At 62.3% G+C, this 15,587-nt stretch carries 14 protein-coding genes and 1 pseudogene; 7 read left to right on the top strand and 8 right to left on the bottom strand.

The window, feature by feature from the left end:
• The first annotated feature begins 11 nt into the window (after positions 1–11).
• The 6 genes from RGV06_RS11360 to RGV06_RS11335 all read left to right on the top strand — a co-directional run bounded on the left by RGV06_RS11360 (position 12) and on the right by RGV06_RS11335 (position 5,737).
• Complete coding sequence (locus RGV06_RS11360; protein ID WP_322150022.1) at positions 12–776, top strand: ABC transporter ATP-binding protein; 765 nt, start codon at positions 12–14, stop codon at positions 774–776.
• A gap of 31 nt (positions 777–807) precedes the next feature.
• Positions 808–2,139 (top strand): LLM class flavin-dependent oxidoreductase, encoded by a 1,332-nt coding sequence (locus tag RGV06_RS11355; protein ID WP_019827377.1) that lies wholly within the window; start codon positions 808–810, stop codon positions 2,137–2,139.
• A gap of 107 nt (positions 2,140–2,246) precedes the next feature.
• Positions 2,247–3,281, top strand: coding sequence for an ABC transporter substrate-binding protein (locus tag RGV06_RS11350; protein ID WP_019827378.1), 1,035 nt, complete (start codon positions 2,247–2,249; stop codon positions 3,279–3,281).
• Positions 3,281–4,147, top strand: a complete 867-nt coding sequence (locus RGV06_RS11345) for an ABC transporter ATP-binding protein (protein ID WP_322150021.1) — start codon at positions 3,281–3,283, stop codon at positions 4,145–4,147. Before RGV06_RS11350 ends, RGV06_RS11345 begins: the two co-directional genes overlap by 1 nt.
• 2 nt (positions 4,148–4,149) lie before the next feature.
• Positions 4,150–4,929: an ABC transporter permease gene (locus RGV06_RS11340; RefSeq protein WP_048352525.1), complete on the top strand. Its 780-nt coding sequence runs from the start codon at positions 4,150–4,152 to the stop codon at positions 4,927–4,929.
• Between the two features lie 16 nt (positions 4,930–4,945).
• Entirely contained in the window at positions 4,946–5,737 is a 792-nt protein-coding gene (locus RGV06_RS11335; protein WP_322150020.1) for a transporter substrate-binding domain-containing protein, read from the top strand.
• A gap of 132 nt (positions 5,738–5,869) precedes the next feature.
• Here the strand turns inward: RGV06_RS11335 and RGV06_RS11330 are convergent, their stop codons facing one another.
• The 8 genes and pseudogenes from RGV06_RS11330 to RGV06_RS11295 form a co-directional block, all read right to left on the bottom strand.
• Positions 5,870–7,093, bottom strand: a complete 1,224-nt coding sequence (locus RGV06_RS11330; protein ID WP_322150019.1) for an acyl-CoA dehydrogenase family protein — start codon at positions 7,091–7,093, stop codon at positions 5,870–5,872.
• Positions 7,094–7,109: 16 nt separating this feature from the next.
• On the bottom strand, positions 7,110–7,271 hold the full coding sequence (locus tag RGV06_RS11325; protein WP_322151874.1) for a hypothetical protein: 162 nt from the start codon (positions 7,269–7,271) through the stop codon (positions 7,110–7,112).
• Positions 7,272–7,418: 147 nt separating this feature from the next.
• Positions 7,419–8,816 (bottom strand): annotated as a pseudogene (locus RGV06_RS11320) (ATP-binding cassette domain-containing protein); the annotation flags it as partial.
• Positions 8,813–9,691, bottom strand: coding sequence for an ABC transporter permease (locus RGV06_RS11315; protein WP_322150018.1), 879 nt, complete (start codon positions 9,689–9,691; stop codon positions 8,813–8,815). The pseudogene RGV06_RS11320 and the gene RGV06_RS11315, both read right to left, overlap by 4 nt.
• Positions 9,692–9,705: 14 nt before the next feature.
• Positions 9,706–10,692 carry an ABC transporter permease gene (locus RGV06_RS11310; RefSeq protein WP_322150017.1) on the bottom strand — a complete coding sequence of 329 codons (987 nt, stop codon included), beginning with the start codon at positions 10,690–10,692 and terminating at the stop codon, positions 9,706–9,708.
• Positions 10,685–12,313: an ABC transporter substrate-binding protein gene (locus tag RGV06_RS11305; protein WP_322150016.1), complete on the bottom strand. Its 1,629-nt coding sequence runs from the start codon at positions 12,311–12,313 to the stop codon at positions 10,685–10,687. Before RGV06_RS11305 ends, RGV06_RS11310 begins: the two co-directional genes overlap by 8 nt.
• A gap of 20 nt (positions 12,314–12,333) precedes the next feature.
• Entirely contained in the window at positions 12,334–13,473 is a 1,140-nt protein-coding gene (locus RGV06_RS11300; protein WP_048352529.1) for an LLM class flavin-dependent oxidoreductase, read from the bottom strand.
• Positions 13,474–13,509: 36 nt separating this feature from the next.
• Positions 13,510–14,088: a helix-turn-helix domain-containing protein gene (locus RGV06_RS11295; RefSeq protein ID WP_322150015.1), complete on the bottom strand. Its 579-nt coding sequence runs from the start codon at positions 14,086–14,088 to the stop codon at positions 13,510–13,512.
• Positions 14,089–14,378: 290 nt separating this feature from the next.
• Between RGV06_RS11295 and RGV06_RS11290 the strand changes: the two genes are divergently transcribed.
• Positions 14,379–15,392 carry an aldo/keto reductase gene (locus RGV06_RS11290; protein ID WP_037032627.1) on the top strand — a complete coding sequence of 338 codons (1,014 nt, stop codon included), beginning with the start codon at positions 14,379–14,381 and terminating at the stop codon, positions 15,390–15,392.
• Positions 15,393–15,587: the final 195 nt, after the last annotated feature.

Raw genomic sequence — 15,587 nt, 5'->3', positions numbered from 1 at the left:
AGGATTGCAGCATGCTCAATAACAGCCTGACCCTGGAAAACATCAGCAAGCGCTTTGCGTCCCGACCGGGCAGCACCAGCCAATTGCAGGTCCTGGACAACATCCAGCTCGACATCGCCCCCGGCGAATTCATCAGCATCGTCGGCGCCAGCGGTTGCGGCAAATCCACCCTGTTGCGCCTGATTCTTGGCCTGGACGAGGAGTACGACGGGCGCATCCTGCTCAATGGCAAGCCGATAGACGGTACAGGGCTGGAGCGCGGCATCGTGTTTCAGGATCACCGTTTGTTCCCATGGCTCAATGTGGAGCAGAACGTCGCGGTGGCCCTCAAGAACTCGCCCCTGAGCGCCAAGGAAAAGCGCGACACCGTGCGCGAGCACATTGAGCTGGTGGGTCTGCAGGACTTTATCGATGCCTACCCGCACCAGATCTCCGGCGGCATGGCCCAGCGTGTGGCCATCGCCCGCGGGCTGGTCAACCGCCCCAGCGTGCTGCTGCTGGACGAGCCCCTGGGCGCCCTCGATGCCTTAACCCGTGCACGCCTGCAAGGCGAGCTGCAAAACATCTGGGCCAAAGAAAAAATCACCATGATCCTGGTCACCCACGATGTGGATGAAGCGGTATTTCTGGGCGATCGCGTGGTGGTCATGCAACCCAACCCCGGCCGTATCCGACGCATCCTCGACATCGACCTGCCGCGCCCGCGCAACCGCAGCGACAGCCGCTTTATCGCCCTGCGTGACGATGTATTGAGTGACTTCGCCGAACTGCATTGAACCCCCGCCACCTGAATTCAGAGAGCAGAAAATGTCCGAACGTCAGCTCAGCCTCAACCTGTTTATCTACCCCAATGGTCATCACGAAGCCGCCTGGCGCCACCCGCAGTCGGTGCCGGAATCGTCCATGGACATTGGCTATTACCAGCAACTGGCGTTGCGTGCTGAACGGGAAAAACTCGATGCCATCTTTTTTGCCGACTCGCCGTCACTGGCTGAAAGCGGTCGTGAAGGGTTGCGCATCCGCTTTGAACCGGTCACCTGGCTGGCGGCCATTGCAGCAGTCACCCAGCGCATCGGCCTGATCGCTACCGCCAGCACTACCTACAGCGAACCCTACAATCTGGCGCGCTCGTTCAGTGCCCTGGACCACCTGAGCAAGGGCCGCGCCGGCTGGAACATCGTGACCACGTCAATGGCCGCCGCGGCTGCCAACTTTGGGCTCGACGAGCATCCTTCTGCCCACGACCGCTACACCCAGGCCGAAGAGTTCGTGCATGTAGTGGGTAACCTGTGGGACAGCTGGGAAGACGATGCACTGGTGCTGGACAAGGCGGGCGGTGTGTTTGCCGACAGCACCAAGGTGCACTCGATCAATCACGTGGGCGCCTATTACAAGGTCAAGGGGCCGTTGAACTCACCGCGTTCGCCCCAAGGGCGGCCGGTGCAGGTGCAGGCCGGTTCATCCGAGGATGGTCGTGACTTTGCCTCCAAACATGCCGAAGCCATTTTCACCGCGCACCAGACCCTGCAAAGCGCCACCGAGTTTGCCCACGACATTCGTGCCCGGGCCAAAGCCGTGGGCCGCGATCCGCGCCAGCTGAAAATCCTGCCGGGCATCAGCCCCTACATCGCCAGCACTGAAGCTGAAGCCCAGCGCAAGTTTGATGAGCTCAACGATCTGGTTCTGCCCCACGTTTCGCTGGGGCAACTGCGACGCATGTTGGGTGTGGACCTGTCCGGGCAGGATCTGGATGCGCCGTTCCCTCGCCACTTGATCAACTTCGAGGGCATTGAAAGCCAGTCCAGCCGCTTCAAGTTGATCATCGATATCGTTGATCGCGAGCACGTCACCTTGCGCCAGCTGATCAACCGCCTGGCCGGTGCCCGTGGGCATTGGGTGCCGGTGGGGACACCCGTGCAGATCGCCGACCTGATCGAGCAGTGGTTTCGCAGTGGTGCGGCCGATGGCTTTAACGTGATGCCACCTGCGTTCCCTGATGGTTTTGAAGTGTTCCTCGATGAAGTGCTGCCGATCCTGCGCTCCCGCGGTTTGTTTCGCAGTGAGTACGCGGGCAGCACGTTGCGCGAGCACTACGGCCTGACGCGTCCGGATTCGCGTTACGCCCTTAAAACAGCCTGACTCCCCCCCTCCCCTGTGGGAGCGAGCCTGCTCGCGAAGCAGGCCTTGAAGCCATCGCGAGCAAGCCCGCTCCCACAACAGCAGCACTCAATCCATAAGGAGCGGGCATGAACCCGATCAACAACAGAAGAGCTTTCCTCAGAAGTTGCGCCGTACTGGGCGCAGTCGGTGCTGCCGGCATCCTGCTGCCCGGCTGCGAAAAAAAGGACGCGGGCGCCGGTAAAAGCGCCGCCGTGATCAAGAGCCGCGCCGATCAGGTCGTGGACTTCAAGTACCCGGACAACCCGTCATTCGATCTGGTCTATGTCGCCGATTCCCTCGGCTATTTCGAAGGCACCCGCGCACGGCCCAAGTACATCGGGCGCATCGCCGCACCGCAGATCATTCCGTTGACCGGCACCGGCGAAATCGACTTCGGTGCGCGCATGGTGCCCCTGGTGATTTCAGCCATCGCCAGTGGCCTGGATCTCAAGGTGGTCGCCGCTGGCGGCAAGACCCTTCAGGAAGCACCGCACATGAAGTATTTCGTGCGTGACAATTCGGGCATCGTCAAACCCAAGGACCTTGAAGGTAAAACCGTCGGTTTCAACAGCTTTGGCGCCTGCGCCGAGTTCGTGACCAAAAAATACCTGCGTGAGCAGGGTGTCAATGTCGACAAGATCAACTGGGTGGTGGTGCCGGACAATCAGGGCGAACAAACCCTGGCCACCGGCAATATCGACGTTGCCATCATCCACCCGCCATCGTCCGGAGGGGCCGAGAACAACCCGGCGCTGCGCAAGCTGTGGAGCGACTACGACCTGGACGGTGGTCTGGGCGGCATGGCGCCGTACAGCGTGTTCGGCAAGTTCAGCCGCGAGAATCCGGAGGCCACCCGCGACGTGGTCAATGCCATTGCCCGTGCCGCCAACTGGGTCAATGCCAACCCCGATGATGCGCGCAAGATCACCTCCGAGCGCATCGGCATGAAGCTTGAACTGGTGGAGCGCTTTGCCTATATCGACGATCTGGTGGTGACCGAGCCGCCGATTCAGTACTACATCGACATCCTCGAAAACGAAGGCAAGATCAAGAAAGGCTCGATAGGGGTCAAGGATGTCTACACCAACGAATTCAACCCGTTTGCCCAGGGGCACGTCTGATGGCGGCCCCCAAGATCATCGCCCGTGACCTGAGCATGGAGTACCAAGCCCGGGATGAAGCCGGGCGTGAGGAGCGGGTGCCCGTGCTGGAGGGGTTCGACCTGCAGGTACGCGAGGGCGAGTTTCTGTCCATCCTCGGGCCGTCGGGCTGCGGCAAGTCGACCTTTATGAACATCCTCGCCGGCCTTGCCCACAAGACCGGTGGCGATCTGCTGGTGGACGGTAAACCCCTGCAAGGCATCAACCGCAATCAGGGGGTGGTGTTCCAGGGGTATGCGCTGTTGCCCTGGCGCACGGTGCTCGACAACATCGCCGTGGGCCTGGAGATCCGCGGCGTGAGCAAGGCACAGCGACTGGAAACCGCTCGCGAATACCTGGAGCTGGTGGGGCTCAACGGTTTTGCCTCGCGCTACTCCCACGAGTTGTCCGGCGGCATGCGCCAGCGCGTGGCCATTGCCCGCTCGCTGGCCTACGACCCGGACGTGCTACTGATGGACGAGCCCTTCGCGGCCCTGGACGCGCAAACCCGCGAGACCTTGCAGAGCGAATTACTGCGCATCTGGGACACCCATAAAAAAACCATCGTGTTCATCACCCACAGCCTGGATGAGGCGATCTTCCTGTCGGATCGGGTGGCGGTGATGACTCAGCGTCCGGGGCGGATCAAGGAGATTTTCGATATCGACCTGGCCCGCCCCCGCCTTCCTGAGCTGCGCAATACCCAGGCTTTTGTTCACTATCGCCAGCGCGCCTGGGAGGCCCTGCGTGATGAAGTGACCGACATAACCCGTGAGCCAGCAGCAGCGGCGACGCATCAGAACTGGCAGAGCATTGCGACTCTGGGTGGTTATCGGATTGGAGTATGACCATGGGCTTTAAATTGACTTCACGCCGGGTGTTCGACAGCACCGTGGGCATTGTGGCGTTCCTGGCCCTTTGGGAGGCGTTGCCGCAATTGGGGATCGTCAACCCCGGCTACCTGAGCCCGCCGTCGGCGGTATTGGGTGCGGTGCTGGACCTGGCCAGCAGCGGTGACTTGCTCAAGCACGTGCAGGCCAGCCTGTTTCGCTCTTTTGCCGGGTTGCTGCTGGCCATCGCCTCGGGTGTCAGCCTGGGGCTGATGATGGGCTGGTTTGCACGGGTCGAAAGCGTGCTCGATCCGTTGTTGCAGTTCTTCCGCCAGACCTCGGCGCTTGCGTTGTTCCCGGTGTTTATTCTGTTTTTGGGCATTGGTGAATTGTCCAAGATCGCGATCATTTTCTGGGCGTCGTTCTGGCCGATTCTGTTGAGTACCATCAGCGGCGTGAAGCAGGTCGATGGGTTGCTGATCAACTCGGCACTGTCGATGGGCGCGAATCGCTGGTTTCTGTTTACCAAAATCGTACTGCCGGCGGCGTCGCCTTCAATCTTTACCGGGATTCGTCTGGCGGGTGCCTATTGCATCACCGCACTGGTGGCCGCCGAGATGATCGGTGCTCACTCCGGGTTGGGTTTTCTGACGCTTAATTCCCAGGAGGTGTTCCAGATCCCCAGCATGTACGCAGGCATTCTGCTGTTGGCGGTGGTGGGTTTGCTGCTGAACTTTTTGCTGGCCTTGTTGGAGCGACGTTTTACCTATTGGCGCCGGGGCTTGCGCCACGGTGGTTAGGTGGTTGGCGGCAGTGGTGACTGGCGCAGTGGCGCTGGTCGCCTGGCAATGGCCGGCGGCACCGGGCGATATGCCCCGGGGGCCGCTGCTGCAGGCGGCCGAACAGCGCCAGGTGTTGCGCGTGGGCGTACGCAGTTATCCGCGCCCGACCCTGGGACAGGAAGCGCTGGTTGCCGAGCCGGATGAACTGGACAGTCAGTTGGCCGAAGCCCTGGGGGCTTACCTTGGCTTAAAGGTGCAACTGCAGGCATTGCCCGATACGACCAACTTGAATGATGGCAGCGTCGATCTGGTGATAGCCGGGAGCTTGAAGCTGCCTGTGGCGGCTGATCGGGTGGCGAGTTTGCGCAAGTTGCCGGTGCAGTACCGGGAGGGGGCGTTGATTGGCTTGCGCAATGCGCCTCGGCGCCCGATACAGAGGCAAAGCGTGTGCATTGCCATTGGCAGTCCCTGGGCGCAAACCTTGACGCAACAGGGTGCCGAGTTGCGAACCTATGTGTCGTCGATTCGTGCCGCGGTGGCGTTTATGGCGGGCGAGTGCAACCTGTTGGCTGAAGAACGCAACAGCTTGCAGGCGCTTGCACAGGCGCCGGACTGGCGTTTCTATACGGTGTTGCCGCAGACATTAAAGGCGAGCAGTGATGTACGGGTATACCTGAGCCGAACTGACAAACAGAGCCGGGCGCTGATCAATGCGGCGTTGCATGACTGGCAGGCCCGTGGCGGCCAGACCCGCGCCTGGGATGTGCGCAGTAATGCCTTGTTGGTGGACAGCCTGAAGATTGGGGATGGGCTGGTGTGTCATTGAGCCTTGGCGGCTACAAGGTCTGAAGGAAACTTCAACTGTGGGAGCGAGCCTGCTCGCGAACGAACTTCGCGAGCAGGCTCGCTCCCACAGGGAGGGTTGACTGGCAACAGAGTGTCTACAGGTGTGCGGGGTCTACGCCACACCAATGCGCCATTGCGCAGGCGGCGGTGTGCCGTTGACCGCAAAGTCCCCCACGATCCGGCTCTTGTAGATACGCGGGTTGTGGGACGACAACGTCCGCGCATTACGCCAGAAACGGTCCAGCCCCAATGGCTTGAGGGTGGCCGATGCACTCAGTGCATCGAACAAATCGCCACTGGCCTTGATGATCAGGTCTGAAACGATGGTTTGTGATTGCGCCACTTCCAGTTCCGCGATGTTCACCGCCAGGGTCAGGGCCTGTTCGTCGTCGCTCAGACTCGCTTCATGGGCGCGTTGCAGGGCCTGTGCGTTCAGTGCCGTGATGGCTCCCGCGGTGTAGGCCGCGCTGCGCAGGTTGCCCACGACTTGCAGCACTTGTGGATCCTGAGCCACGCGCGGGGCATTGCCGCTGCTGAAGCTGCGGGTGCGCCTGGCCACGTGCCCGGCCGTCTCTGCGGCCAGCGCCCGGCCAATTCCGGCCAGGGTCGCGGTGTGCACGGTCTGGTAAAAAGCCGGTGAATAGCGAAAGCGGTTTTCAGCCAGGATGACGTTGATCGGATCGACCGGCACTTCGCGAAAATGGGTCGTGCCGCTGGCGGTCAGGGTCTGGCCGAAACCGTTCCAGTCATCAATGATTTCAACCCCGGGGCCGCTGGTGCGTACGGTCACCGAGACCCGCTGTTCATCAGGGTTGTTGGCGCTGACATCGACCCAGTCGGCATACAGCGCACCCGTGGTGTAGAACTTGCTGCCGCTCAGTTGCCAATGGCCCCCGTGCAGGCTCAGGCGGGTGCCGAACTCAAGCTGTTTGGCGTTGCCCACTTCGCCGGACGCCGGGCTGACGGTCTCGCCACGGCCCAGTCGCTCCAGCCAAATGCCCTGATACTCACGGTCGCGGCTGTTGAGCAGGTTTTCGCAAAAACCAAAGTGCCCGCGCAACGACTGCACCAGGTTCGAGTCGGCCTCGGCCAGTTCGATCAGCAGGTTGAACAGTTCGGGCAGGCTGGCGCCCGCACCGCCGTATGCCTTGGGTACGCGAACCGTGGTGAAACCTGCTTCCTTGAGCCATTGCAGTTCCTGGATCGGCAAGCGCCGCTCCAGTTCGCGATCCACGGCACCCTCGCGAATCCGGGCGAACAGGGGGCGAAAACGTTGCGCCAGGTCTTCGTATCCGGCCGAGGGGACGGCGCCCCAGGCTGAGTCTATTTGTGACATGTGATGCTCCTTGGAATTACCAGCCAACGGCAAAGCGCAGGCCGGATACAGGCAGGGGTGGGGGGCTCGGCGCCGCAGCGCCCGGTATCGCCGCCAACAGGCGACGGGTGTAAGGGTGCCGGGGTGAGTGCCAGAGGGTGTGCGGGGTGGCTTGCTCGACAATCTGCCCTTGCTCCATCACCAGGATCCGGTCGGCGAAATAGCGCACCACCGACAGGTCGTGGGAGATAAACAGGTAGGACAGGCCCAGCTCTTCACGCAGTTCCACCAGCAAGTTAAGAATCTGGGCCTGGGTCGAGACATCCAGTGCCGACACCGGCTCGTCGCAGATCACCAGCCGGGGCTTGAGGATCAGCGCCCGGGCAATGCCGATACGCTGGCGCTGGCCGCCGGAGAACTGGTGGGGCAGACGCGCCAGACTGCTGCGCGCAAGACCGACGGCGTCGAGCATTGCCAGGCGTGCCTGTTGGCGCTGCCCTGGGTCGTTTTGCCCGTGCAGGCGCTGCACGCGGTCGAGAATGGTCTCCACGCTGTGGCGCGGATTGAGCGCGGCATAGGGGTCCTGGAAAATCATTTGCACCTGACGTCGCCAGCCCAGCAGCTCCTCACCGGCGAGGCTGGCGATGTCGCGCCCGTCGAACTCGACTGTGCCGCTGCGTGCAGGCAGCAAGCGCAGCAGGGTGCGGCTGAGGGTCGACTTGCCGCAGCCCGATTCGCCGACCAGCCCCACGCTTTCGCGCTCGCCCACTTCCAGGCTGATGCGGTTGAGCACAGTGCTGTCGCCGTAGCCGGTGGTCAGGTCGCTGACCTTGAGCAGCGCCGGGTTACCGGCGGGTGCCCGTGGCTTGCGCCCCGGCCCGTAGTGGCTGCTGTTGACGCTGTAGCGCGTGGCCTGGCCGGGCTGGCGCTCGATGTTGATTTCGGCCAGGCGGTTGTTCAGGTAGTGCTGGTCATGTTCCGCTCCCAGCGAAGCCTGAAGCAGGCCGCGACTGTAGGGGTGTTGCGGGCGATCGATCAGGGCGCGGGTCGGTTGGCTTTCCAGCGCGTGACCGTCATGCATCACGATCACCCGGTCGGCGTGCTGGCCAACCACGCCCAGATCATGAGTGATCAACAGCAGGCCCATACCCAGTTCACCGCGCAATCGCGCCAGCAATTCGAGGATTTGCGCTTGCACGCTCACATCCAGCGCGGTGGTCGGCTCGTCGGCGATCAACAGGCGCGGCTGGCAGGCAATCGCCATGGCAATCACAACCCGCTGGCGCTGGCCGCCGGACAAATGTTGCGGGTACTCGCGCAGGTGCGCCGCGGGGCGGGGCAGTTGCACCAGCGCAAAGAGTTCTTCGGCGCGCTTCCAGGCCTAGCGACGGGTGAGGTCGGTGTGCGCCAGCAGGTTTTCGGCCACCTGTTCACCCAGGGTCAATACCGGGTTGAGGCTGGACAGCGGGTCCTGAAAAATCATCCCCAGTGCGTTGCCTTGCAACTGGCGCATCTGCCGGGGCGCGATGCTCAGCAGGTCCTGGCCTTCAAACAAGACCTGGCCGCCCAGCCGGGCGTTGTCCGGCAGCAGGCCCATCAGCGCCAGGGCCGTGGTGGATTTGCCGCAGCCGGATTCACCCACCAGTGCCAGGGTCTCGCCAGCCTGCAACGTGAAACTCAGGTCTTTTACCGCATCGGCATTGTCGTAGCTCACGCGCAAACCGCGTACGTCCAGAAGGCTCATGGGATATACCGTCGCAGGCGAGGGTTGAGGGCGTCGTTAAGACCGTCGCCCATAAGGTTGAGGGCCAGTACCACGAAGATGATTGCCAGCCCCGGCAGGGCGGTCAGGTACCAGCCGCTGGCGATCTGTTCGCGACCACTGCCGAGCATGGCGCCCCAGCTGGCTTGGTTCGGATCGCTCATGCCCAGAAAGGCCAGTCCGGCCTCCACCAGAATCGCCTGGGCGATCAGGATCGAGGTGGTGACCACCAGCGGCGCGAGGGCGTTGGGCAGAATTTCGCGCAGGATGATGGCGCTATTGCTGAAGCCCAGGCTGCGGGCGGCGGTGACGAAGTCGGCTTCGCGCAAAGTACGGAATTCGGCGCGCACCAGCCGTGCGACCGTTGGCCATGAGGAGATGCCGATCGCCAGCGCGATGATCCCCAGTGTCGGGTTGCCGATGGCCACGATGACGATCACCAGCAAAAACGACGGCACGGTCTGGAACACTTCGCAGATGCGCATCAACACATCCCCCAGCTTGCCGCCGTGGTAGCCGGCCAAGGCACCGACCAGCCCGCCGATCAACACGCTGATCAGGGTGGCGCTGGCGGCAATCAATAAGGAGCCCCGGGCGCCGTGAGCGATCCCTGCAGCCACGTCGCGGCCCAGTGAATCGCTGCCCAGAAAGTAGCCAGGGTCGTCGCCGGGCCAGAGCATCGGCATGGCCACCATGTCCAGCGGATCGCCGGGGTAGAGCGTGCCGGCCAACAGCGCCAAGGTGAGCACCAGCGCCAGCATCGTCGCGCCGATCAGTGCCGAAGGGTTACGCAACAGGGCCGTCCAGACGCTTTCGCTGTAGCCGGTCGGGGCGCTTTGCAGCACGGCAGTGGTCATGGGGCAGCTCCTTTTCAGTCGGCCTGGATACGGGGGTCGAGCCAGGCTTGCAGCAGGTCCACGGCGATGTTGATCAGCACCACCAGCATCGATGACAACAACAGGATGCCCAGCAGCAGGTTGTAGTCGCGGGACATCACCGCCTCCAGGGTGAGGCGGCCCAGGCCGGGCCAGCCAAACAGGGTTTCGGTGACGGCAGCGCCACCAAGCAGGGCGGCAAAATGCAGCCCGGCCAGGGTCGAGACGGGCAGCAGGGCGTTGCGCAACACGTGCCGCGACACCACCCGCCAAGGCGCGAGCCCCTTGGCGCGAGCGGTGCGCACGTAGTCCTGGCGCTGCACTTCAAGCATCGCGGCGCGGGTCAGGCGGGCATACAGGGCGATATAAAACGTGGCCAGGGCCAGTACGGGCAGCACAGCGTGTTGCAGCCGGTCGAGCAGCCAGGCCGGGCCATTAAGGTTCAGACCCAGGGTCTGGAAACCGTTACTGGGCAACCAGCCCAGTTTTACCGAGAACAGTAGCACCGCCATCAGGCCGATCCAGAACCCCGGCGTGGAATAGAGCAGCAGAACCGCCAGCGACAACACACGGTCGGGCCAGCGCCCGACCCAGGTCGCCATTGCGGTCCCGGCAGCAATCCCGATGGCCAGTGCCAGCCCCAATGCGCCGACCATCAGCAGCAGGGTGTTGGGCAGTCGATCCAGCACCAATTGGCTGACCGGCAGGTTGAAGCGTGGCGACAGGCCCAGGTCCAGATGGGCCAGTTGACCGAGGTAGCGCTGCAGTTGGTCCACCAGGCTCAAGTCCAGGCCGAAATGGCTGCGCCACTGGATCAGCGTCTCGGCGCTGGCGCCCCCGGATTCACCGGCCAGCACGTCTACCGCGTCGCCGGGGATCAGCCGCAGCAGCAGAAAATTAAGTACCAGGATGCCGATCACGGTGGGGATGGCTTGCCATAAGGTGCGCCTCGACAGGCGCCACATTCTGCGCCGTTCAAGCATGCTCGCCACCTGCGGCGGCCAGGCTGATATTGGCCAGGCTGCTGTCCAGGCCGTTGGCGTCGTCTTCGAAGCCGCTGACCCGCGTGTTGTAGACCGAGACCTGTTGCTGCATCACCAGGGTGATGGAGGGCACTTCTTCGATCACGATTTTCTGGAATGCCTTGAACAGATCGCCGCGTTTTTGCTCGTCGGTCTCCACGGCGGCGCTTTCCAGCAGGCGGTCCACCTCGGGGTTGTTGTAGCGGGTGCCGTTGGAGAAGGGCACCCCCTTGCGAAAGTTCTTCGACCAGTACAGGCGTTGAACACCGACGGTGGGGTCGTACAGGGTGCCCATGCCGACCACCGCGAAATCAAAGTCGCGGTCGGTGTAGATGCGTTTGATGTAGGTGGGGAAGTCCTGGGCGCGCAGCTTCACTTCGATGCCAATGCGTGCCAGTGCACTGCGCACATAGGTGGCGGTGCGGCTGTAGCTGTCGCCGTAGGGCAGCGGGTCGAGGGTCAGGCTGAAACGCCAGGGGCCTTTTTTTGTCAGCCCCGCCTTGTCCAGCAGTGCGTTGGCGGCCTCGGTGTCGAACGGGTACGGGTTGGGGCCTTCGTAGACGTAGTTGGCGAAGCTTTTGGGAATGGGCGAATAGCTGGCTTCGGCGTAGCCGTAGTACACCACTTTGCGGATGACTTCGCGGTCCAGGGCATGGGCAATCGCCTGGCGGACTTCGAGGCGTGACAGCAGCGGGTGGTCAAGGTTGAACTCAAGAATGGTCGGGGTAATGGTGTAGCGATAGCCCCGGGTTGTGGCCTTCAGTCGGCCGGATTTGGTCAGGCGGTCCAGCTCGCTGAGGGGGACCGGGCTTTGCCCGCCGGCATCCAGCGTGCCGTTTTCGAAGGCGGCCATGCGGGCGGCGCCGTCCGGGATGACCTTTAGGATCAGGGTATCGACCACGGTTGCCGCCGGGTCCCAGTACTGCGGGTTGCGTTCGTATTCGATAAAGCTGCCACGTTCCCAGCGCTTGAAGCGGAAGGGGCCGGTGCCCACCGGGGCGTTGTTGTGCAGGTTGCTCAGGGGATCGCCTGAAGCGTAGAGATGCTTTGGCAGGATCGGCGTTTCTCCGCCGGCAAAGCCTCGGATCAGATAGGGCGCAGGCTTGCTCAAGTGGACGATGGCGGTGTGATCGTCGGGAGTGTCGACCCGTTCAAGGTTGGCAAAGGTGCTGGAGCCACGAGGGTGGAAGCGCTTGATCAGGTCCAGGGAGAAGGCCACGTCAGCCGAGGTGAAGGGCTCGCCGTCATGCCACTTGACGCCTTCGCGCAGGGTGAAGCGGTAGCTCAAGCCATCGGGTGCAGCCTCCCAGGCGGTCGCCAGTGCAGGGCGGGCGTTGAGGTTTTCGTCATACGTGAGCAGCCCCTCCAGCACCTTGCTGCTGGCCGTGACGCTGGTGCCCGCGGTGGTGTTGAACGAACTCAGCGAAGGTGGCTCGGGGTTGATCAGCAGGTTGAATACCCGCCGCCCGCTGACGGCTTCGCCCGTCGCGTCGGCCAGGGCTGAGGGCAGGAACGGAATGCTGGCGCCGAGTGCGGACAGGGCAGACAGGCCAACAACAAATTGACGACGGGTAAAGGGCATGGCGGTCATCCTGGGGTGGGTTAGCGGCGTAAGCCGGCCTGGCGCAAAAGCGGCAAAACGCGCTCGCCAAACTGTTCAAGGTCGGGGGCGAAATCGAAGAAACTCAGTTGCAGGCCATCGATACCGGCTTCTTTCAGGCGAATGATGTCGCGCACCACGGTCTCGGGGCTGCCGACCAGTTGGATATTGCCGCCCACGTAACGCTCTGCCGGTTGGTGGCCGCGCCAGGCATGGGCATCGCTGGCTTCACGGGCATGGCCTTCCAGTGCACCAGGGTCGCCTGCGGCGGTAATCGCGGCGTGGACTTCCCAGGCTTCGGCATCGCTGTCGCGGCAAATCACCAGCGGGTTGATCAGGGTGCGTACCTGACGGCCATAGCCGCGGGCCGCATGTTTTATCCGCTGTAAATGCTCGGGCAGCTTGTCCAGCGCGTTCTCGATTTCGGCACTGCCGGGGCTGGTGGTAAACACGATGTCGGAGTGGCGGGCAGCGAAATCGATGCCTGCGGGTGAGCCGGTGGCGTTGACCAGCACCGGGCGGCCGAAGCTTGGTTTGACGCTGATGTAGGCCTCTTCCAGATTGTAATGATCGCCGCTGAAATCGACGTTGTCCTGACTGTGCCAAAGCTCCTGCACTACACGGATAAACTCATCGGCCTGGCGATAACGCTGATCATGTTCGATGGGGGCCTGCCCAAAACGCCGGTGTTCGCGATGCCGGTGGCCGGTCACCAGGTTCAGACCCCAACGGCCTTTGCTGATGTGGTCCAGGGTGGCGCCGAACTTGGCCAGATGCAGCGGATGCCAGGGGCCGTAGAGCACGTGCAGGGTGGAAATCAGCAAGATCCGCTCGGTCACCGACGCCAGTGCTGCCTGGGTGATAAAGGCATCCAGGGACTCGTCGTGGTAGCGGATATCGCCACCGTAGCCGCCCTTGCCCAGCCATTCGGCCAGGGCGAACACCAGATCGAAGCCCAGCGCTTCGGCGCGCAGGGTCAACTGGCGGTTGTAGTCGAATGTCCAGGTGGTGCTGCGCGGCAGAGCAGAAGGGCTCCAGCCACCCGACTGCACTGGCAGGAACAGGCCCAGAAACAACGGTTGTTCGAAGGCACGGGACAGAGGGCTTTCAGGGAAATCCAGAGGGGAGAGCTGACGTGACAAGGCGAACGCTCCTGGCAGTGGGTAGGCAAAAACGGGCTATTCCTGCACTTGCGCAGGGCTGGTCACCAAATAGGCAACGGCTTCGCTGTTGAGCGGGTTGTGGCAGGTGGGGGGCTGTTCGGTGTGGAACAGGATTGAATCGCCAGCGTGCAGGACGAACTGTTCGTCATTGATGGTCAGCTCCACAGTGCCTTGAGCGACCACCAGGTTTTTTTGCCCGCTGTGGGGGTTGCCGGGCACGTTTTGCCGGGCCTGCGGGCTCAGGCGCAGCTCATGGAACTCCACCTTCGTTTCACCGTGCTCGGGGGGCAGGGCGCGGCGGACAATGGTGCAGGGGTCGAGAAACTCGGCGATCGAGACGTTGAGTGCGCCCGCCACCTTGCACAGCACTTTGACCGAGGGAAAACTGCGGCCCGCTTCAATCTGCGCGATCATCGCCCGCCTGACCCCGCTGGCATGCGCCAGCACTTCCAGGGACACCTGGCGCTTGTCACGCAAGCGGCGAAGGTTCTGGCTGATACGCTGGGCGACAGGGTCATCGCCCTGGTGGTCGCGCTCGGGCAGGCTAAAAGGGATGCTGCCGCTGCTGTCGAGAAAACCGGTAGGGATATTCATGGGCGCGAGCCTGCAACGTGAGTGAGTGCAGGTGAATAGTCAGGGCCATGGGGGCGACGGCTCATGATGATTCCTTTTCATGCGGTCCGAAAAGTCATGAGATTACCGAGGGTTTTTTAGATCCATAAATAATTAATTCCGACGTTTAAAGATCATTTGCGAATAAGGGAAATCCTGACAAAACCGCTCTATGGTTATGCCTCGTTGGGCGTTGACCGCCCCAGCCACGCTGACTAATGTTTGCGCCATTCGATTTCACGATCACCACGCAGGGAGTCATCATGAGCGACATTCAGTACCGCAACCTGGGCCGCAACGGTGTGAAGGTTTCGCCCATCACCCTGGGCACCATGATGTTCGGCGGGCAGACCCCGGACGACGTCGCCCGGCGTATCACCGACCGCGCGTTTGAGCAGGGCATCAACTCCATCGATACCGCCAACGGCTACAACGGTGGTGCTTCGGAAGAGGTGGTCGGCCGCTTGATCGGCGAGCGCCGCCAGCAATGGGTGCTGGCGACCAAGTTCGTCAATCCCGACCCGGGTGGTAGCGGGCCGAACAACAGTGGTGCTTCGCGTCAGAACGTCATCGCTTCGGCAGAAGCCAGTCTCAAGCGCCTGAACACCGACTATATCGACCTGTTTTACCTGCACCGCGAAGACCACGACACGCCGGTGGACGAGACGCTGCGTGCTCTTGATGACTTGATCCGGGCGGGCAAGATTCGCGGGTACGGGCTGTCCAACCATCGGGGCTGGAAGCTGGCCGAATTCAGCCGCAGCGCCGACCTGCTGGGCATTCAACGCCCCAGCGTGAGCCAGCCGCTGTACAACCTGGCCAACCGCCAGATTGAAATCGAGCACCTGCCGGCGGCCGAGCATTACGGCATTGGCGTGATCTCTTACAGCCCGTTGGCCCGTGGCGTGTTGACGGGTAAATACGACCCCAATCAGGCCCCTGGCCAGGACACTCGTGCCGGGCGTAACGACCCGCGCCTGCAACAGACCGAGTGGCGCCCCGAGTCTCTGAACCTGGCCCAGCGCATTCGCGACTACGCCGAGGGGCAAGGCATCACCGCAGGCCAGTTTGCCTTGGCGTGGGTGTTGAACAACAAGCTGATCACCTCGGCCATTGCCGGTCCGCGTACCGAACAGCAATGGGAAGACTACGTGCCGGCGTTGAACTACACCTTCACCGCGCAGGACGAAGCGTTTATCAATGATCTGGTGGTGACGGGACACTCATCGACACCGGGCTACAACGACCCGAGCCATCCGTTTTTTGGGCGCCGGTCGCGGGTCTAGACAGACAGCAGCAAGACTCATGTGGGAGCGAGCCTGCTCGCGATAGCATCACCGCGATTTGCCTGCCAGTTAAAGTCTCCTTGATTGACCGTTGGCCATAAGAAATCAATAAACGGTACTGAATAAGTACCGTTTATTTATGTATCTGGCTGACTCCTGTAACGGGTTCGTGATCTCTGTAGTGTGAGATTTTAC

The organism is Pseudomonas sp. CCI3.1 (genome assembly GCF_034313985.1).
Lineage (GTDB): Bacteria > Pseudomonadota > Gammaproteobacteria > Pseudomonadales > Pseudomonadaceae > Aquipseudomonas > Aquipseudomonas psychrophila.
Note: the sequence above shows the minus strand (reverse complement) of the source record. Positions and strands in the feature narration are given on the sequence as shown.